The following is a 16,819-nucleotide window of genomic DNA, read 5'->3' on the forward strand; positions in this document are numbered from 1 at the left end:
ACGGTACCGAGCGCCCGGATCAACGGGACCGGCTCTCCGCAAGTCGAACTCGATTCATGTGACGGACACTTCGGTGGCGATGGACCCAACGCACTGGGCGAACGCGGCGGTGCCGAACAGGAGGGCTGGGCCGACTGGAATTTTCGAGTCGCGTACGGCAACGGCGGTCGGAAGGCTTGCCACCTCCACGCATTGGTTATTGTCATTGGTGTAAGTACTGGTACGCCACGTGGCGTTCAGCAGCGTCGTGGCCTTGAGCACGGCGTGGTCCATACCGGTTCTCTCCTTCGGCGTTGATCAGCAGGCCGAGCCCACCGATGGGCACGTGAATCGTCTCCCGCAGGATCTCACGTTCGGTGCATCTGCCCAGCTATGGCAAAACGCCTCCGGGAGAATCGCACGCTGGTCGGATGCTCGGTACCGGCCGATCATAGGAAGCTGCTGAGAAGGTCACGGCTTTCGTCCGGACCGAGCGCCGCGTTGCGCAGGTCTGCGAATCGGCTTTGATAGCTGCGTACTACCAGCGGCGTTGCGAACACATCGGTGCCTGCCCTCGATTCGCCAAAGGCCACATCGGCCTCGCCGTGTGGCATCTCATACACGTTGAACGTATTTGATCGAATACCATCCTCTCCCGCCTCGTAGGGAATGATCAGAATGGTCACGTGCTCATGTTGATCGACCATGTCGAGCAGGTGGCGTAGCTGAGCCCTGTGCGCATCCTTTCCTGCCACGACGAACCGCAGAGCCGCTTCGGTCACGATCGCTTCGAGTGCGAGTGGTCGTGGGTCGAACAGGCGCTTCTGCCGCCGCAACCGAAGCTCGGTATACCCGTCCACCTCGGTGCGACCGAGGTCGTTACTACCCCCACCGGTCACCGCAAGGGCGTATGCGGGCGTCTGGAGAAGGCCTGGGATCAGGACGGTTTGGTAGTCGGACAGCCGTACAGCGGACTCCTCAGCCTCCAGCAGTCGCGCATACCCGACACCGACGTTGTACGGCATCCACCACGGCTCCTCGGCTTCGCGCGCCTGCTGTCGAAGCCGCTTCAGTTCCGCGTACTCCTCGTCGCTGAGCTGGTATGCGGTGGCGAGGGTCTCAAGGTTGGCCACCGTAGGGATGCGCTGTCCGCCTTCGAGGCGACTGACTTGGGCCTGCGAGCAACCCAGGCGCTTCCCGACCTCGGTTCCGGTCCAGCCGCGATCCTCGCGGTGATAACGCAGGAGCCTTCCCAAGGTGCGCCTGCTGTTGCCATCCATGGCCGGTTTCATCAATTCACCATCCCGTAAAGCCTGTTCGTCGGAACGCGTCGAACGCGATCCCCCCGATCGATCGTAGCCTCGGTCACCGGACGCCTGGGATGGGTTAGGTATCTTTTGGTATATCCCAGAATGGGGCCTGATTGGCTTGACCTGGCCCTGCGTACGGAACGAGCCTATTCATCGTGGCTGCGAGCACTGCCCGTCCACGCAAGCCTCCTGTCGTACGACGCAGTTGCCAGCTGCGCGCCGACGCCACCAGTACATCATGATCGCCCTTCCGCAAGGGGTTATTCCGCCATGCCCGAATTCACGACCAAGGCGCCGCCAATGGCCCTGGTCGAGCTGCCGATGACAGTCCACGCCCCCAAGCAGGCCCGCGAATACATAGCGGCGGTCTGTGCTGCGGCGGGCTTGGAGGCAGACATCGTGGCAATGGTCCTCATCGTCGTATCCGAGTTGGTGACCAACGCGGTCCGGCACGTGGGGCACGGACTGGTGTCCCTCGACTGGGAGTTGCGCAACGGGCGGCTGATCGTCGACGTCGGGGACGATGCGCCGCAGAAGCTGCCGCACGCACAGTGGGTCAGCGATGACACCGAAGGTGGCCGGGGGTTGTTGCTGGTGCTTTCGTTCACCGAGCAGTACGTGGTGATGCGGGCCGACGGACACGCATCTCGTCCGCCCCGGAAAATCAGCCGTGTTGCGTTTCCGTGCTCCATCGCGGGCCTCGGACGGGCGTTCGCACGGCGGGTGGCGTAGACAGCCTTGATCGAGATGACAGCAACTCGCTTCATTTCCAGGTCAGTTCCCTGCGATCACACTCCCGGGAGCCCCCAAGTGACAATCGCCAAGGTCTCAATCACGCCGTCCGCACCCCCCGCGCAGCCCGAGCCCGGGAGTTCGCGGTGGTGGCCGCGCCACGATCTACCCGTTCGGCGGGTCTCCGTACGGGAGTTCTGGGGGACCGCACACACCGAGCATGCTGCGGTGTGTCTTGCCGAGATACTGCGCAAGGAACTCCCCGCCGACGAAGCGGAGTCCGTTCCCGCCGCGCGAATCCAAGCCCTCGCGCGCGCCGTCAGCAGCTGCGGCCACGTCGATGACGTCGGGCGCCTCGCTCTCGTACTGTGCCGCGCGCGACCCGCGCCGCGCGGCGGTGTCCGGCACTGGGCACCGGCCCGGCGCCGCGTCGGGGCCTGGATCGTGCCGTTGGTGGCGCTGCCGCGATTCGACGAAGTCCACTCGCTGATACACGACTTCGATCGGCGATTCCGGAGTGGGCAGCCGCATCCGGACGGATACCGGTTATTCCTGTTGCTCGGGCGGCCGTTGCTACTGCGGCCCTTTCGGCTACCGGCTTCGCCCGGCGAGGGCCCGTCGGATTCGTAACGCCACCCTCCGCTCGTCCATCTCTCACCGACCACCCCCGGAGTCCTGCCATGTCCATGCGCGAGCCGCGTTCCGGCGGCGTTCACACCCTCTCCCCCGCAGATGTCGTCGCCCTCACCAACGCCTCCGACGCCATGCGCCGCTACGCGCAGCGGGCCAATCTCGCGGATCTGCAACTGGCCCCGGGGCTCACCGCCGACGGGCTGTGCCAGGTCGCCTGGACCGTGCCCGGCCTGCCGATCCCCCCGGACTTCGCCGTCGGCCGCAATCGGGACGCCCACCTGGTCGGCGTGCCGAGCTACCTGGGCGAGTTGGACGCCGCCACGCATACCTGGCCGGTCGGCGATCACCGTGCCGGCTCCGGGGAGTTCCGCCCCGATCCGGTCGTGGACGACATCCCGACGGCCTTCAAGGAGTACCCGACCGGGGCGGGTACGGGGGCCATGGCCATCGGCATCGTCGTACCCGACGTCCACCTGGCGGTGACCGAGAGCGGCGTGTTCCACACGATGGTTCCGTTGCAGCCGATCGTCGTGGACATCGGCTACAACCTCGGCGTATATCTGGCCTCCCTCGCCGGACCCGACCAACAAGTCCCGTGGCAGTGGTGCGAGACCACGATGGCGAGCTACTGCAACGCCATGGTCGCCGCGTTCGCGATGCGCGCCGCCCACGAATGCCCGTGTCGGCGTACGATCCGCGACCATCTCCCCCGCTGGGCCACCGTCCACGCCTGCGCCGCCGCCGTGACCGGCCGACCCGGCCGCCTGCCCACCACGCGCGCGCCCGCCGACCAGCCCATCCCCTGAACGGGTGGGGCCCGTCGTCCACCCTTCCGGCGGGTCCCACCTGCCTTTCCCCGCCCGGTCCGCCCGGCCTGCGACCGCGCGGGACGTGTCCTGCGCCGTGGCAACGCAGGACACGAGCAGGAAGCGGCGTCGGTCTCGCTAGGACCGGCGCCGCTTCACCCGATACCCGGCCGGTGTCGAGTCCGGCGTGAGTAGTAGGAATGCAGGAAGTACCGGCGAGAGTGATCGGGGCAGTGACGCGGAGTGGGTAGTCCTGTCCGCGGCGGATGGCCCACCCCACGCACGGCCTGGGCCCTTTCCGGTCACACCGGCTTGATCAGTCGGACCTCGTCCACTCCGAGCAGCCCCGACAGTGGAACCTTGGCGACGCGCTGCTTCGGGTCGATCACCAGGCCGGCGGCGCGGACCCGGTCGAGGAGGAGTTCGGCGAGCGGCATGACCAGGTGGCGTCCCCAGCAGCGTTCCGAGGCGTGGCCGAAGGGGAGGTATCCGGGGGTGTTGTCGGGGTCGAGTTCGTCCCAGCGTTCGGGACGGAACTCGTCCGGGGCCGCCCACAGCGCCGGATCGCGGTGCGAGAGCAGCGGAAGCAGCAGTACGTCGTCGTCGGGACCGATGCGACTGTCGATGGCCGGGTACTCCGGCGAGGCGTTGCGCAGAAGGTTCCACGACGGGGGCAGCAGTCGCAGGGACTCGTGGATGATGTTCCGGTTGGAGGTGTCCTCGTCGAATGCCGCCCCGAGCCAGAGGGCGTTCGCGACGAGCGTCGAGACGGTGAAGCAGACCGGGGCGGCGGCCCTGCGGTAGATGCCCATCGCATAACGGCGGTCCTGGTAGCCGGTGGCTTCGGCGACGCGTGCCGCGAGAGCGGTCAGCGTGTCACCGGGCCGGGGCCGGCCGGGCAGTGCGGCACCCACCGCGATCACCGACCAGGTGAGCTTGGGGGTGAGTTCGAGGTTGCGGCTCATCAGGAGACGCAGCCGGCCGGGGTCTTTGCCGAGAATCAGGTCACGCAGGAAGAGATGGCCGGTGAGGGGCCAGGGGCCGGTCAGGTCCACGTCCTCGGGCAGAGGTCGCTTGAGGGCGTCGCGTACGTCCGCGCCGATGGTCCGCATCACGGACGAGCCCTCCATCCGGGAGATGGAACGCCCGTGCAGTGGTTTGAAGGTGGGCCGTTCGGTCTCCGTGGCACGGCGGGAGGCCAGGATACGGTCGGCGACTTCGGGTCCGGCGATGCCTACGGTGTCCGGTTCGAGCCGGAAGACGTCCTGGCCCACGTGGTCCCGGAGCAGCGCGGCCAGCCGTGGGGAGAACACGGTGGTGCGGGACTGTGGCAGGGAAAGCAGCGACATGGCGTTCTTCCGGAGTTCTCGAAGACGGCTCGGGCGCTGCTCGGGGAGGCCCGCCCGGTTCCCGGAGGGGATGCGCGAAGGTGAGGCGCGAAGGTGAGGCGCCCCCGTCGTGCGGTGGGCGAAATCGACGCCCGGTGGGCGAAAACGACGCCGGTCACACGACGGGGGTGCTGGAAGGGTCGGCTCAGTACCAGGCGTACCAAGCCTTCGACTTCAGGCTCTGCCGCTCGGACACCGCGTTGCGGATGGCGAAGAGAAGCTTCGTCACTGCACACCTCCTTGTGGAGCGTCATCATGGGAAATGCGACGCGGTGAGGTCGTTTCCCATGGCGATCGTGCCCAACCGACGGTCGTGCCTTTTCACCCGGAAGAGGGTTCACAGCTCGAATGAGCGTTCCCGGGTAAGCCCGTGCTCGGCTGCCGTCGACAGTGGGAACGACGACCGCAGCACAGGACGGCAAGACTCGTGTAACACCATCACCCAGCCGCACCGCAAGGGCTGTCACCAGGGCAGACGTGTGGTCGCCAGGGTGTCGAACGGGGCGTACCGGGCCGACACTTGGTCTTCTCCGTGACCATGTCACCGGTCTGCGACAGCGATGTCGTGGACCGACGACTCCCGTATCCCCTCGGCTCACCGCGCCGCCATAGTGATCACACAAGCACCGGGGAGCCGAAACCACCTCGGCGCCAACCACCACTGGATACCAAGGGGTTCCTCATGTCCGGCAACCGTCGCAAGGCCGTCCTCGTCTCCGCCGCCATCGTCGGCGGCGCCATGCTGATGACGGCCTGCCAGGGCACGGACTCGAACTCGAACTCGGGCGCCGCGCAGGCCCCTCCGCCCGCCGCCCCGGCCGGCACGGCGGCCACCTCGTCCGGCTCGGCGACCACGGGCGGCAATCAGGGCAGCAATCAGGGCGGCGGGCAGGACACCGCCGGGAAGGATTCCACCGGAAAGAGCTCCACCGGGAAGAGCTCCGGCGGGCAGGGCACGACCGCCGGGACCGGCGCCGCCGGCGACAACGACACGATCGGCAAGTGCCGCACCGACGACTTGAACATCACGGCGATGGACAACACCATCGGCGGCGACGCCGATCGCAGTGTCGCGGTAACGATGAAGAACATCGGCCACAACTGCACGATGTCCGGATTCGCGGGCGTCGACCTGCAGACCAACGCGGGGCCGCTGTCCGCGAAGCGCATCGGCGCGCCGGCAGAGCCGTTCATCCTCAAGAGCAACACATCGGTGTCCTTCGGCATCACCTACCCGACCAACGACACCGGCGGCTCCGGCGTCCGTATCACGGGTCTGCTGGTGACCCCGCCCGGAGAGACCAAGACGATCACCCTCCAGTGGCCGGGCGCCGCCACGCTGCCCGTCACGGACGGCGCCGGCTCTGGGGTCAAGGTCGGCCCGATCGGAAGCGCCGGCCAGGGCGGCTGACCTGCAGGCTGACATCCAGGCGCGGACGGCCCGGATTGCCCGGGGCCAGGACGACGGTGCGGTTTCGGTGCGGGTGTGGGCCCCCTCTCTCCGGTGTCGTCGCAGGGCTGTCGAATCGTCATTCGAGAGAACGAAGGAGCGTCCCCATGAGTCGCAGTCGCCGCGAGGAAGCCCAGAGAAAGCGTCTGGGCCGCAGACTGAGGGGCAAGCGGGGTCGCAGGCGCGGCAACGCCATGTTCATGTTCCGGCCGTCGATCGGTTCCCTGGAAGTCCTCGAGTGGCGACTGACCGAGCCGGGCCGCCCGGAGGCGCAACGGCTCCTGGAGCGCGTCACGGACGCGCTGAACTCGAACATGACCCTCGTCTACGGCGTGGACCTGGGACCGCGGGAAGGGGCAACCTTCTTCTCCCAAGCCGCCCTGTCGTTCGGCCGACCCTCCGGCCTCGCCGTCACCCACGGCCACGACGATCCGGACCCGTCCGACCCGTCCGACCCGTCCGACCCGTCCGACCCGTCCGACCCGCCGGACAGCCCCGAATACGCACGCCTGCACGCCGCTCTCGCCGCGCTCGAACGGCAATGGCGCCACGAGCTCCCGCCCTACCCCACACGCATCGTCCTTCGCGACATCCGCGAACGTCGCGAAGGGCAACTCCGGGCACTCTTTGACTCCTTCACCGCCACCCACCCCGGCCTCACCGCCACCATCCGCCGCTGAGCAACACCACCGCTGCCGCTCCATGAACCGGCTCCTGCGGGAACCGGACCGCGCTGCAACGCTCCTGCCAAGCGTGATCAAACGTGGTGCACGCGGCCCAACCCAACCCGGCGGCGGACCTACGCGGTCACAGCCCTAGCCGTGGAAGGTTGTCACCGCTTCGAGCGCGGCCCGCTCGGTCGTGACCTGGTTCACCGGTGCGCTCTCGTCGGCGTAGCCGAAGGAGACGCCCACGAGCAATTGCCCGCCGGTGACTCCGAGTTCGGCGCGGACCGTGTCGGCATAAAAGCTCAGCAACCCCTGCGGACAACTCGACACGCCGTACGCGGCCATCGCCAGGAGCAGCGTCTGCGTATAGGCACCGACGTCGGCTGCCAACCGAGCTCCACCGTCCCCGGTGACGAACAGGAACGCGGCGTGCGGCGCGCCGTAGAAGCGCAGGCTCTCCGCGTCGTAGGCCGCCCGCGCCTGGTGATCGTCGGAACCGATGCCCAACGCGCCGTACAACCGGGCACCGAAGGCGGCCCGGCGCGCCCGGTGCACCTGGGAGTACATGTCCTCGGAATACGGAAAGTCGACCGAGGTTCGGTTCGCGGCGTGGGCCGCCTGCAAGGCGAACGCCAAGCGCTCGCGAGTGGTGCCGCTCGCCACCTCCACCTGCCACGGCTGCGCGTTGGAGTTGGACGGCGCGGCGCCGGCGAGCGAGAAGATCGCCCGCATCGTGTCCTCGGGCACGGCTTCCGAACGGAACGCCCGGGTCGCGTGACGGCCGCGGATCAGCTGCTCCGCGGAGTCACTCAGTTCACTGGGGGCCCACCGGCTCATGGAACACTCCTCACTCCTCGACGGCAAGCAATGTAAACGGGTTCGTTTACATTGCGAGACCGTAGCAGGCGGCGTCCTTCGAAGTAAACGCAGTCGTATACTTGGTGAATGAGTGCGACGTGGATGAATGCGACGACTACGGCATCCGAAGGGCGGCGGGGGCGGGGCGGACGAGAGCGCATCCTGGCCGCCGCCGCCCGGCTGTTCGCGGCCCAGGGCATCAACGCGACCGGTATGGAACAGGTCGCGGAGGCGGCACCGGTGTCCAAGCGCACGCTCTACGCGCATTTCCGGACCAAGAGCGACCTGGTGATGGCCCACCTTCAGGACCTGGCTTCGTCGGGGGCCACGTTGGAAAGCGTGCTGACCCGCGAGGACACCCCTGCGCTGGAGCGGATCCTCGGGCTGTTCGAACCCATGCCGGACACGACACCGGTACGCGGGTGCCCATTCATCGATGCGGCGGCGGAGTTCCCCGATCCGGACAGCGCGGTCCACTCCTACGCCCGCGAACAGAAACTGGAGATGGTGCGGTTGGTCACCGCGCTGGTGACGGAGCTGGGCTGCCGCGAACCCGCCGCACTCGCCGAACAATTGGTCACCCTCGCGGACGGGGCAGCCAGTCGTGCCATGGTGCTCGGCGAAGCGGACTACGGCCGACACGCACGGACCGCAGCGCGGACCCTCCTCGCCCACGCCCTCCCGAACACGGCCTGACGCGAAGGGTTTCCGCGCCGCAACCGGCCGGCCCGTCGGCCCGTCGGCCACCCGGCCGGTGGTCCAGCGGCGCGATCCGGGCGGGTGTTCCCGAACGCCGGCAGCGTCCCAATCAAGGCCCGGCCCCGCCGGCGAGTCATGGTCAAGACCTGTGGTTCGACCGAAGTTCGGCCGGAAGGCGGCGGCCTCCCCGTGTTCGACTGTTCGACGGCTCGTCGACTCAGCCGATGTCGATCTGGAAGAGGAGCCGGCTCTCGTCGCCGTTCTCGGTGTACAACTGCCCGTTGAGGATGGATGGTTCACGGGCAGGCGTGATGGATATCGGACATTTCCCCGGGCTGGTGCAGCCCTGGCCGGTCAAGCCGGATCTGGGCGGGAGCACAGCTGCCACCCCGGGACGGGTTTTCAGCCAGGTGGTGATCGCCTCGACCTTGTCGCGGCATTGCATGGCAGTGGTGCATGCGTCGGATGCCTTGTACGTCACTCGTACCTTCCCGGCGCCGATGCCGGTCTCGGACTGTCGGGTGAATCCGGCGGGTTCCTGGAGGTCTCTGGCGGCGCGCAGGTTGACCTGGGACATGCTGGTCGCCTCGTCGGTACGGCCCCTGTCGTACATCACATATCCGACTGCCGACCCGCCCACCGCGAGAGCCAACACCGCGACTGTGACCAGCATGATCCAAGTGGGCCCCCTGCGGCGTTGGACCGGTGGCGACGCGGAGTTCGGGGGCCGACCCGGACGAGGTGGGGCCGTCGGCGCCTCCTGGTGAGGCGCCGGGACGGGCTCGTCTCGCCCTGTGTGCCGATCGGGGGCGAGTGGCGCCAACACCGCCTGGAGCTGATCGAGGGTCAGCCGCTCGGCCGGGTCCCTGCACAACAGGCCCCTGAGTACCGGTTCGAGGGGGCCGGCGTACAGGGCGGTGGCGGGCTCGTCCGTCGCGACCGCGACGAGGACCGCCCCGGGGTTTGTGCCGGCGAACGGGGGGCGGCCCTCCACTGCGGTGTACAGGGTTGCGCCCAGCGACCAGAGATCGGATTCGGCTGTGGCCGGCAGGCCGCGTACCTGCTCGGGGGCCATGTAGGCCGGGGTCCCGACGAGCATGCCCGAGACGGTCAGGGTCGCGTCGCCGGCGACGGCGGCGATGCCGAAGTCGGTCAGCACGACCCGACTCTCTTCCAACAGGATGTTGGCGGGCTTGATGTCCCGGTGGGTGATGCCTGCCTGATGAGCGGCGCGAAGTGCGTCCAGGATCAGTAGCCCGATGCGGGCCACTTGCTCTCGGGGCAGCGGCCCCTGCGCGGCGATCAGGTCGGCCAGGGACCCACCGTGCACCAACTCCATGACGATCCAGTGGTGTTGGTCCGCATCGGTTATTCGGTCATGGACGGTGACGATGCCCGGATGCTTGAGTCGCGCGGCGGCGCGGGCCTCCCGGTCCAGCCGGGTGATCCAGGTGTCCCGCTCGGCGGCGGTGAGGTGCTCGGGCAGTCGAAGCTCCTTGACCGCCACTTCACGGTCCAACTGCTCGTCATGAGCGCGCCAGACGGTACCCATACCGCCCTGCCCCAACTTGCCGATCAACCGATAGCGGCCTGCCAACACCCGCGCAAGATCCTCATCCATGGCAGTGAATATAGGCCCGCGAATATACGCCCCGTCCGATCAAGTGCCCTGAGGCCGACGCCCAGTTGACCACCTACGGTGTCGAGGGTGTTCCCGAAGCCGTCGCGCCGACCGTCCACCGGATCGTGCGGGAGGCACTCACCAACGTCGCCAAGCACGCCGGCCCCGCTGCCAGGTGCCAGGTGCCCGCTGCCGGGTGATGGTCGACGCGAACGGCTACGAAGTCCGACTCGACATCCGTCGACGCAAGGTCTCGATGTTCGGCCGGTCAGCCGGCGTTGATGACCTCGCCGCAGGTGATCGTTCCGTTGAGCGTGACCGTCTTGCCGAGTTCGTAGGTGGCGAACACCTCAGTGCCGGTCAGCGTGACCGTCCAGCTGTCGCCGGTCTTCGTCGCCTTGATGCCGGTCGCGTCGTTCTTCACGTAGCCGCCGACGTGGGCGGCGGTGCTGACCGGCATCATCCAGCCGGTGCCCGACTGGACAGCGGCGACGCTCGGGCCGCCGGCGTTCTGGTCCGACGGCGCCTGGAAGGACTCCAGTTCGCCCTTGATTACGGTGCAGGTGCTGTCGGATGCCTTGATGGAGCCGGACTCCGCGCCACTGACGGTCACGTCGGCGCTGCCCTTGCCGGACTTCGCCTTCGGGCCGGCGCCGGTGCCCGCTGCCGGGGGTGTTGCCGGGGGCGCTGCCGCGTCGGTCTTCGCAGTGCTCGACGAACCACATCCGGCGAGGAAAATCAGCGTCGCGCCGGCCATGAGCCCCGTGAGGGCGCGTCGCCGGTGGATATCGGTCCGTGACATGCTCTTGCCTCCAATCTCTCGTGTGAGCACCCAGTGATCACTGTGCGGAGTATCGCAGGCGGTCGTCGGTCCCCGGATGGCGGACCGGGGCTCGGATACCGACCTCCGGAATTCAACCGCCGAGCTCACCACCCGCTGCTGACCCGTGGCTCATCCGACCGGGCCGTCCAAGGTCGTCCGAGTGCGTCCAAGGCGCTGGTGGGACACCTGAGCTTGCGGCCAGGCTCGGCTCCGAGACCGCTTCGAGCACCACTGCGGCTCGTTTTCCGTACGGAACCCAAAGGTCCCCTACGGAATCCTCACCAGAAGGGGAAGGGACGAGACAGATGCGCAAACCATCGGTGCGTCAGTACGCGGCTGTTGCCGCGGCGATGATCGCCTTCAGCAGCGCCGGCGCAATCATGGCCGGACCGGCTTCCGCAGAAGACTTCAGGTGTACCAACCAACGCTGCGATCAGCTCAACACCTGGAAAAATGGCGCGGTTTCGGACATCTGGTTCCGCGTCACCGACGGCTGGTCACAGGCTCTCGCGAACATGCAATCGGGCGGCGGCTACGTCCAAGCACTCGCGCAATGCGAGAACGGGAACTGGATCCTCGCCGGCGGCAAGAGTTACGACAACAGCAACGCGTCCCACATCGACTGCGGCAACGCGGGCTACCGCAACACCCTCTACGGAAACGGTGCCTTGTACACGTCGTCGTGATGAACCAGCCGCCCACGTCACACCTCTACGGGAGTAGAAGGCATTGCCTCGCATGCGATGTGGTGCGGGAATCACGCTGGCCGTAGCCGTCCTCATGGGTGCCGCCGCCTGTGGCGGCACCCATGAGCGCGCGGCCGGCGATCCCGCCAGGATTCACCAAGATGTGCTCATGCTCGCCGAGTTGTTGCCGAAGCAGCAGGCCGACGACATCCGCGTCGGCCTGGCCGGCCGAAAGGAAGCGCTTACCCAGGAGTGCATGTCGGGCAAGGGGTTCCGGTACTACCCGCAACCCGTCGGCTCCCTGCTGGATCTCCATGGCAGCGTGGACCCGACCAGCATCGCCGATGCGCGCAGCCGAGGCTTCGGGGTGACGTCGATCCCGCAGTTCCAGAAGCAGGCACCCGACAACGACACCTATTACAAGTCGCTGCCCCAGCAGCGCCGGCAGGACTACTCCTCCGCCCTGTCCGCCTGCGTCACCTCGGCGGGCCGGGGCGCGAACTCCGAGCAAGGGCTGGATGCCGCGCAGTCTCTGTACGCGCGGATCGAAGGAAAGGTGGAGAAGACCAAGGAGTACCGGGACGCGTTGACCACGTGGGCAAGTTGTTCGGCCGAGGCCGGGTATCCCGGATACTCGAGTCGCGACGATCTTGTGGGTCGGCTCGCGAAGCGCCGTCAGGACATCGCGAGGAAACCCTCCACGGGGAACGGCGTCATGGACGCGAACTCGATGACGGGCCTGCAGCACGATCCCGATTTCGCGCGACTCCACGATGACGAAGTGGCCGCCGCGGTGGCTACGTTTCCGTGCTCTCAGGCAATGACCGCGGTAAGGGCCCGCCTGATCACTGGTCTCCTGTCGACCTGAGTCCGGATCGTGGGCAGCGTCCGCCACTCGGGCGCGAACACCGGCGCGGCGTACGTCGTGGCGGTGCCGATATCGCGGAAATCGTCCACGGCGATCCGGTACTTGCCGGCGTGCGGATATGTCAGATGGATCGAGTCGGCCGTGCCGAGAGCACGCACATGGAAGCTCGCGAGGATCATGGTTCGGTGCCGGCGGGAGTCGGTCACATCATCGACGATCCGAAACGTGTCGCCTTCCGTATCCGTCGCCTCGACACGGCCGGGACAGGTCGCGGTGAGCATGACGCTGAGGATCAGGGTGTCCCCGGCGGTGACCGGTGAAGTGATGGGCAGGACGACATCGGAGCCGGAGCGGGCCTGGGCTGCCGTCGCCGGGCGCGCCACCCGTGCCGGGGATCCCAGCGCAACGGAGCCTTCGTCGGCCCGGGTGTCGGGTGACGGGCCGAGCCCGATGGCGCCGGATGGGCAGGCCCGCTCCTCCCCCGGGTAGCGAGCCGGGGCGCTCTCCGCCGCCCTGGTCGGTCCGAGCGTACCGCCGACCCCCACGGCGACACCGAGGGCGAATGCGATCGTGTGGGTGAGGGTGCGCAAACGGCGACCGGACCCGCGGACCCGCGACCTTCGGGACGACACCGTGGCCGGATCGTCACCGGGGGCCGTCGCTTCCGGACGCCCGGTCGCTTCCGGGTGCCCGGTCGACTCGGGGCGCCCGGTCGATCCTGGGTGCCCGGTCGACTCCGGACGCCCGGTCGACTCGGAGTGCCCCGTCGACTCGGAGTGCCCCGTCGACTCGGAGTGCCCGGTCGACTCCGGGTCGGGTAAAGGCTCCTGAGCCCCCTGCTCGGGTGTGTGCCCCGGCTCGGAGGCGGTGCACGAGGCGGGCGTCAACAGGATCCTGGTCCAGGTGCCCTTCCACTCGACCAGTCCGACAATGCCCCGTCGCGATGACCCGTGATCATCGAGTCGCCGGATCCTACGGCGGCAGCCCACCGCGTCGACAGACGGCAATCAGCCACGGTGCAGGAGGCGTGACCGGGGGTAATCGCCCAGTCGGGCCGCCGGATTGGTCCGTGATCTGGCAATACCTTCCGACACCTCCCGACACCTCCCGATACTCCGATGCGCAGCGTCGGCACCTCCGACCCGAACCCAGGTGCCACGCAGCCCCGTCCGCCAAGTGACGTTGGACGGAAGCCGAACTCCCCTCACTCGTCGAGCAACCGCCACGCCGTCAGCGCAACCCTGGCCCGGAACAAGCCGGTTGGCGTGGTGAGGTCGATCCGGAGCATCTTGCCGATCTGGTCCAGTCGACGCGAGACGCTGCTGTGGTGCAGGTGCAGGAGATCGGCGGCCCGACGCAGCGAATCGGTGGCGCAATAGGCGTCCAGGGTCGCCAAGTCCTCCGGGATGCGCGCGAGTTCGGCGATCGCGACGACATCGGCGTGGTCTCGTACGGCATCCTGCGGGATCTCTGCGTGAGCAGCGCCGACGCGCCCAGTTCCTCGTAGCGGACGATCGGGCGGGACGCGGTGGTGAAGCGGAGGGCGGTACGGGCCTCGCGCCAGGATCGATCCGGGCTGTCGGCGGCGCCGATACCCGCGCGTACCTCCGCCGGGAACCGGGCCATATCGACCGCGCCGGCCAGGATGACGCCCACGTCGGCCGGCGGCGCCGCCTTCACCGGGCGGGCCGGGCAGATCAGGTCGCCGATCCGGGCCGGCGGAAGCCGCGAGCGTACGGCAACGGCACGCACCGGCAGGTCGGCGGCGAAACCCAGGAGCCGCAACGCCCGGGCCCTGGCCGCCTCGTCGCTGTCGGCGCTGATCGCGAGTTCGACCAGCGCCGGGTCGGCCATCGTGGTCCGGGCCGGGCCGTACCGCGGCGCGCGGCGGCCTCACCGCAGCGTGTCGGCCTCCCGGACCCGGTGGAGATGGATGAGGACGTCGTAGGACGGGCCGAGCGCGATGTCGTCGAGCGGATCCGGGAATTGGGTGCCGATCTGGCGGGTGGGGCGCGCCGTGTCGAGCCAGGCCCGGGCCGCGGCCGGGGCGTTGCGGGTGTCGAGGAAGTAGTCGCGGTAGCGGACCTGGTCGAGGGTGTACTCGTTGGTGCCGGGAGCGGCCGCGTCCACCGTGAACTTCTTCCACGGGCCGACGAGGCTCCGGTCCTGGGACAGGAAGGAGCCCTGGTCGAAGGTGGTGGCGATGGCGAGATACGCGTTGCCGAGCGTCTCGCGCAGGAACGCGCCCTGCACCTTCGGGTATGCCTCGGGCCTGGCGCTGACGTATCCCACATGCCCGTCGTGTGCCGACAGGAGTATCCGGTGGCCGGTGTGTCGCTGCCACCAGGCGATGTTGTCGGCCATCAGCCGGTCGCGGTAGAGCTGCGCGGCGGCCGGCGCCTCGGGGTCGTCGAAGTCGTGGCCGAGGAACGTGGCGGTCTGGGCGATGGACCGGGCGTGCTGCACCGTCCACTCGAACTCCTGGCCGCCCGCATCGCGTTGGCCGGCCAACAGCTCCAGGGCCTGCCGGGCGTTGGCCGCCAGGCGCTGCCGTTCCGCGAGCGGTCGGGACAGGTACGCGAAGACGTCGTCGAGGGGGCGCAGGCCGGTGTAGAGCTCGGTGAAGCGGGACAGCAGCCGCGGGTGGTGCCGGCCGACGTAGCCCGTCACCCGCTCGAAGAAGGCGTCGCCCATCCTGGGCGCACCGGCGTCGTCACCCATGAAGTGGACCCGGCGGCCGGGCCGGCGTCGGTTGTGGTCCCGCATCCACTCGATCAGATGCAGGAACTCCCGGCGCTCGAACGGCGATCCGCCCAGGGCCTCGGTCACGACCCGGCGCGGGGACGAGCAGGGCCCCCGCCGTGGCCGCGACCGCCACCAGCAGTGGGCGTCGCCCGATCGTCGTCTTCTCGCTCATGCCGATCACTCCTCGACTCGAACAGTCGGTCAGTCGGTCAGTCGGTCAGTCGGTCAGTCGGTCAGTCGATGTCGATGTCGATCACGAACTCGGCTCCGGCGCGGTCGCGTTACGCCTGCGAGGTGCGCTTGGCCCCAGGAGAATTCGGCGAGGTCGACGGCGTCCCGGGTCCGGTCACCGATGACAAGTTGCGCCCGGGCCGGGGAAGTTGCCGGGCGTCCCCGACGGATCCCAGCCCATCACCCGCCCGACGCCTCCTCGTCCGCCCGCGGAAGGAGATCACAAAGGGGACCAGGGTCCTGCCACGGCACCCGAAACAGGACCCTGGTCCGGAGTTCGATCACGGGCCCGATCACGGGCCCGATCACGGGCCCGGGTTGTAGTCCGGTCCGCAGCAGCGGTGGTGACGGCGGAGCCGCCGCCGGACGCGCGGGGAGGAGCGGTTGTGGCGGCCGGGAGCGCGATCGTAATACTGACGCGTTGGTAGTTCGTAGTCGGTAGTACGTAGTTGCTGGTTGGCAATAGCCCTCCCCTCGGCAAGGAACACATCCCCGTGCGAATCAATCGCGTTGCGACGGCCCTCTCCGCCGTCGTCCTCGGACTCGTCACCGTCACCGCCTGCGGAGGTGGTGGAGGCGGCAAGGGCAACAGCGGCGACAAGAAGGCCAAGGACGTCAACGGTGACAAGGGCCCTGTCCAGGTCACGAACGCCGACAAGGACTCCCTGACGCTCACCAACGAAGCGGTGGCGGCGTTGCAAGGTGAGGACTTCAAGCTCACCGGGGACATGGTGCAAGACGCCTCGCGCGCGGATTTCGACGTGTGCGTGCACGCGGGTCGGGAGCTTCAGGGCACCATGACGATCCGGGACACGAAGGCCGAGATCACCGTGGTCGGCGGGAAGCTCTACCTCCGCGGCGACGAAGCGTTCTGGCGGAAGACCGGTGCCTGGACGAAGCTGACTCAGGCTCAGATCGACAAGCGGGCCGCTTCGTTCGCGGGCAAGCAGCTGATGAAGACGGTCGACGACAACGATCCGCTCGAAAGCATCGGTTCGATCTTCGGGGATCCGAAGCAAAACACCTTCGACAAGGGCACGACATCCGAGGTCGACGGCAAACGCGTCGTCGCGCTACAGGCCGCCGACTCGGACCAGAACACCAGGACCATCTACGTCCTCGCCGAAGGCAAGCCGTACCCCGTCAAGGTCACACACGACGGCCCGAATCCGGTGCGCCTCACCCTCACCCCCTCGAAGCAGTCGTGCACACCGGTTGCACCGCCCGCCGACCAGACAATCAACCTCGACGATCTCGTCGCCTGATGCTCTGACCGCGAAGGTTCACCGGGTTCAGCCGAGCGGGTGTTGAGTACTCCGCCG

General features: G+C 68.2%; 19 protein-coding genes. 8 read left to right on the top strand and 11 right to left on the bottom strand.

The features are described 5' to 3' along the window. Nucleotides 1–54 precede the first annotated feature (54 nt). Both ABIA38_RS31920 and ABIA38_RS31925 read right to left on the bottom strand, forming a co-directional pair. Nucleotides 55–273, bottom strand: coding sequence for a DUF397 domain-containing protein (locus tag ABIA38_RS31920; protein ID WP_424642367.1), 219 nt, complete (start codon nt 271–273; stop codon nt 55–57). A 155-nt stretch (nt 274–428) separates the two neighbouring features. Beyond that, nucleotides 429–1,271, bottom strand: coding sequence for a helix-turn-helix domain-containing protein (locus ABIA38_RS31925; protein ID WP_424642368.1), 843 nt, complete (start codon nt 1,269–1,271; stop codon nt 429–431). 288 nt (nt 1,272–1,559) lie between these two features. On the opposite strand from ABIA38_RS31925, the gene ABIA38_RS31930 reads away from it, so the two are divergent. Further along, entirely contained in the window at nt 1,560–2,021 is a 462-nt protein-coding gene (locus ABIA38_RS31930) for an ATP-binding protein (RefSeq protein ID WP_424642369.1), read from the top strand. 165 nt (nt 2,022–2,186) lie between these two features. On the opposite strand, the gene ABIA38_RS31935 is transcribed toward ABIA38_RS31930, so the two are convergent. Continuing rightward, nucleotides 2,187–2,552, bottom strand: a complete 366-nt coding sequence (locus tag ABIA38_RS31935; RefSeq protein ID WP_424642370.1) for a hypothetical protein — start codon at nt 2,550–2,552, stop codon at nt 2,187–2,189. A 149-nt stretch (nt 2,553–2,701) separates the two neighbouring features. On the opposite strand from ABIA38_RS31935, the gene ABIA38_RS31940 reads away from it, so the two are divergent. Continuing rightward, on the top strand, nt 2,702–3,460 hold the full coding sequence (locus tag ABIA38_RS31940; RefSeq protein ID WP_424642371.1) for a hypothetical protein: 759 nt from the start codon (nt 2,702–2,704) through the stop codon (nt 3,458–3,460). A gap of 302 nt (nt 3,461–3,762) precedes the next feature. On the opposite strand, the gene ABIA38_RS31945 is transcribed toward ABIA38_RS31940, so the two are convergent. Then, nucleotides 3,763–4,809 carry a cytochrome P450 gene (locus ABIA38_RS31945; protein WP_424642372.1) on the bottom strand — a complete coding sequence of 349 codons (1,047 nt, stop codon included), beginning with the start codon at nt 4,807–4,809 and terminating at the stop codon, nt 3,763–3,765. Between the two features lie 184 nt (nt 4,810–4,993). After that, entirely contained in the window at nt 4,994–5,077 is an 84-nt protein-coding gene (locus ABIA38_RS31950) for a tryptorubin family RiPP precursor (RefSeq protein ID WP_424642462.1), read from the bottom strand. Between the two features lie 453 nt (nt 5,078–5,530). On the opposite strand from ABIA38_RS31950, the gene ABIA38_RS31955 reads away from it, so the two are divergent. Together ABIA38_RS31955 and ABIA38_RS31960 are read left to right on the top strand one after the other, a co-directional pair. After that, a complete protein-coding gene (locus ABIA38_RS31955; protein WP_424642373.1) occupies nt 5,531–6,259 on the top strand; it encodes a DUF4232 domain-containing protein in 729 nt (242 codons plus the stop codon). Nucleotides 6,260–6,405: 146 nt separating this feature from the next. After that, the gene (locus ABIA38_RS31960) at nt 6,406–6,978 is read left to right on the top strand and encodes a hypothetical protein (protein WP_424642374.1); all 573 of its coding nucleotides are present in this window, start codon (nt 6,406–6,408) and stop codon (nt 6,976–6,978) included. 135 nt (nt 6,979–7,113) lie between these two features. On the opposite strand, the gene ABIA38_RS31965 is transcribed toward ABIA38_RS31960, so the two are convergent. Then, nucleotides 7,114–7,803 carry a nitroreductase gene (locus tag ABIA38_RS31965; RefSeq protein ID WP_424642375.1) on the bottom strand — a complete coding sequence of 230 codons (690 nt, stop codon included), beginning with the start codon at nt 7,801–7,803 and terminating at the stop codon, nt 7,114–7,116. A gap of 108 nt (nt 7,804–7,911) precedes the next feature. Between ABIA38_RS31965 and ABIA38_RS31970 the strand changes: the two genes are divergently transcribed. Further along, nucleotides 7,912–8,520 (top strand): TetR/AcrR family transcriptional regulator, encoded by a 609-nt coding sequence (locus ABIA38_RS31970; protein ID WP_424642376.1) that lies wholly within the window; start codon nt 7,912–7,914, stop codon nt 8,518–8,520. A gap of 220 nt (nt 8,521–8,740) precedes the next feature. Here ABIA38_RS31970 and ABIA38_RS31975 read toward each other — a convergent pair whose 3' ends face one another. Then, nucleotides 8,741–10,144: a protein kinase domain-containing protein gene (locus ABIA38_RS31975; protein WP_424642377.1), complete on the bottom strand. Its 1,404-nt coding sequence runs from the start codon at nt 10,142–10,144 to the stop codon at nt 8,741–8,743. A 268-nt stretch (nt 10,145–10,412) separates the two neighbouring features. Beyond that, nucleotides 10,413–10,946: a hypothetical protein gene (locus tag ABIA38_RS31980; RefSeq protein ID WP_424642378.1), complete on the bottom strand. Its 534-nt coding sequence runs from the start codon at nt 10,944–10,946 to the stop codon at nt 10,413–10,415. A 326-nt stretch (nt 10,947–11,272) separates the two neighbouring features. On the opposite strand from ABIA38_RS31980, the gene ABIA38_RS31985 reads away from it, so the two are divergent. Together ABIA38_RS31985 and ABIA38_RS31990 are read left to right on the top strand one after the other, a co-directional pair. Beyond that, nucleotides 11,273–11,653 (top strand): hypothetical protein, encoded by a 381-nt coding sequence (locus ABIA38_RS31985; RefSeq protein ID WP_424642379.1) that lies wholly within the window; start codon nt 11,273–11,275, stop codon nt 11,651–11,653. 169 nt (nt 11,654–11,822) lie between these two features. Then, nucleotides 11,823–12,521, top strand: coding sequence for a hypothetical protein (locus ABIA38_RS31990; RefSeq protein WP_424642380.1), 699 nt, complete (start codon nt 11,823–11,825; stop codon nt 12,519–12,521). On the opposite strand, the gene ABIA38_RS31995 is transcribed toward ABIA38_RS31990, so the two are convergent. From ABIA38_RS31995 to ABIA38_RS32005, 3 genes are all read right to left on the bottom strand, one after another. Beyond that, nucleotides 12,467–13,111, bottom strand: coding sequence for a hypothetical protein (locus ABIA38_RS31995; protein ID WP_424642381.1), 645 nt, complete (start codon nt 13,109–13,111; stop codon nt 12,467–12,469). The two genes, ABIA38_RS31990 and ABIA38_RS31995, sit on opposite strands and share 55 nt — an antisense overlap. 614 nt (nt 13,112–13,725) lie before the next feature. After that, on the bottom strand, nt 13,726–13,917 hold the full coding sequence (locus ABIA38_RS32000; RefSeq protein ID WP_424642382.1) for a helix-turn-helix domain-containing protein: 192 nt from the start codon (nt 13,915–13,917) through the stop codon (nt 13,726–13,728). A gap of 497 nt (nt 13,918–14,414) precedes the next feature. Continuing rightward, nucleotides 14,415–15,350, bottom strand: coding sequence for an erythromycin esterase family protein (locus ABIA38_RS32005; RefSeq protein WP_424642383.1), 936 nt, complete (start codon nt 15,348–15,350; stop codon nt 14,415–14,417). A gap of 641 nt (nt 15,351–15,991) precedes the next feature. Here ABIA38_RS32005 and ABIA38_RS32010 point away from each other — a divergent pair. Continuing rightward, complete coding sequence (locus ABIA38_RS32010; RefSeq protein WP_424642384.1) at nt 15,992–16,762, top strand: hypothetical protein; 771 nt, start codon at nt 15,992–15,994, stop codon at nt 16,760–16,762. Nucleotides 16,763–16,819: the final 57 nt, after the last annotated feature.

The sequence above is a fragment of the Embleya sp. AB8 genome, assembly GCF_049739465.1.
GTDB lineage: Bacteria > Actinomycetota > Actinomycetes > Streptomycetales > Streptomycetaceae > Embleya.

Bases quoted from the DNA above. Each gene is read 5' to 3' on its own strand.
- ABIA38_RS31920 (WP_424642367.1), bottom strand. From the start codon at position 273: ATGGACCACGCCGTGCTCAAGGCCACGACGCTGCTGAACGCCACGTGG.
- ABIA38_RS31925 (WP_424642368.1), bottom strand. From the start codon at position 1,271: ATGAAACCGGCCATGGATGGCAACAGCAGGCGCACCTTGGGAAGGCTC.
- ABIA38_RS31930 (WP_424642369.1), top strand. From the start codon at position 1,560: ATGCCCGAATTCACGACCAAGGCGCCGCCAATGGCCCTGGTCGAGCTG.
- ABIA38_RS31935 (WP_424642370.1), bottom strand. From the start codon at position 2,552: ATGCGGCTGCCCACTCCGGAATCGCCGATCGAAGTCGTGTATCAGCGA.
- ABIA38_RS31940 (WP_424642371.1), top strand. From the start codon at position 2,702: ATGTCCATGCGCGAGCCGCGTTCCGGCGGCGTTCACACCCTCTCCCCC.
- ABIA38_RS31945 (WP_424642372.1), bottom strand. From the start codon at position 4,809: ATGTCGCTGCTTTCCCTGCCACAGTCCCGCACCACCGTGTTCTCCCCA.
- ABIA38_RS31955 (WP_424642373.1), top strand. From the start codon at position 5,531: ATGTCCGGCAACCGTCGCAAGGCCGTCCTCGTCTCCGCCGCCATCGTC.
- ABIA38_RS31960 (WP_424642374.1), top strand. From the start codon at position 6,406: ATGAGTCGCAGTCGCCGCGAGGAAGCCCAGAGAAAGCGTCTGGGCCGC.
- ABIA38_RS31965 (WP_424642375.1), bottom strand. From the start codon at position 7,803: ATGAGCCGGTGGGCCCCCAGTGAACTGAGTGACTCCGCGGAGCAGCTG.
- ABIA38_RS31970 (WP_424642376.1), top strand. From the start codon at position 7,912: ATGAGTGCGACGTGGATGAATGCGACGACTACGGCATCCGAAGGGCGG.
- ABIA38_RS31975 (WP_424642377.1), bottom strand. From the start codon at position 10,144: ATGGATGAGGATCTTGCGCGGGTGTTGGCAGGCCGCTATCGGTTGATC.
- ABIA38_RS31980 (WP_424642378.1), bottom strand. From the start codon at position 10,946: ATGTCACGGACCGATATCCACCGGCGACGCGCCCTCACGGGGCTCATG.
- ABIA38_RS31985 (WP_424642379.1), top strand. From the start codon at position 11,273: ATGCGCAAACCATCGGTGCGTCAGTACGCGGCTGTTGCCGCGGCGATG.
- ABIA38_RS31990 (WP_424642380.1), top strand. From the start codon at position 11,823: ATGCTCGCCGAGTTGTTGCCGAAGCAGCAGGCCGACGACATCCGCGTC.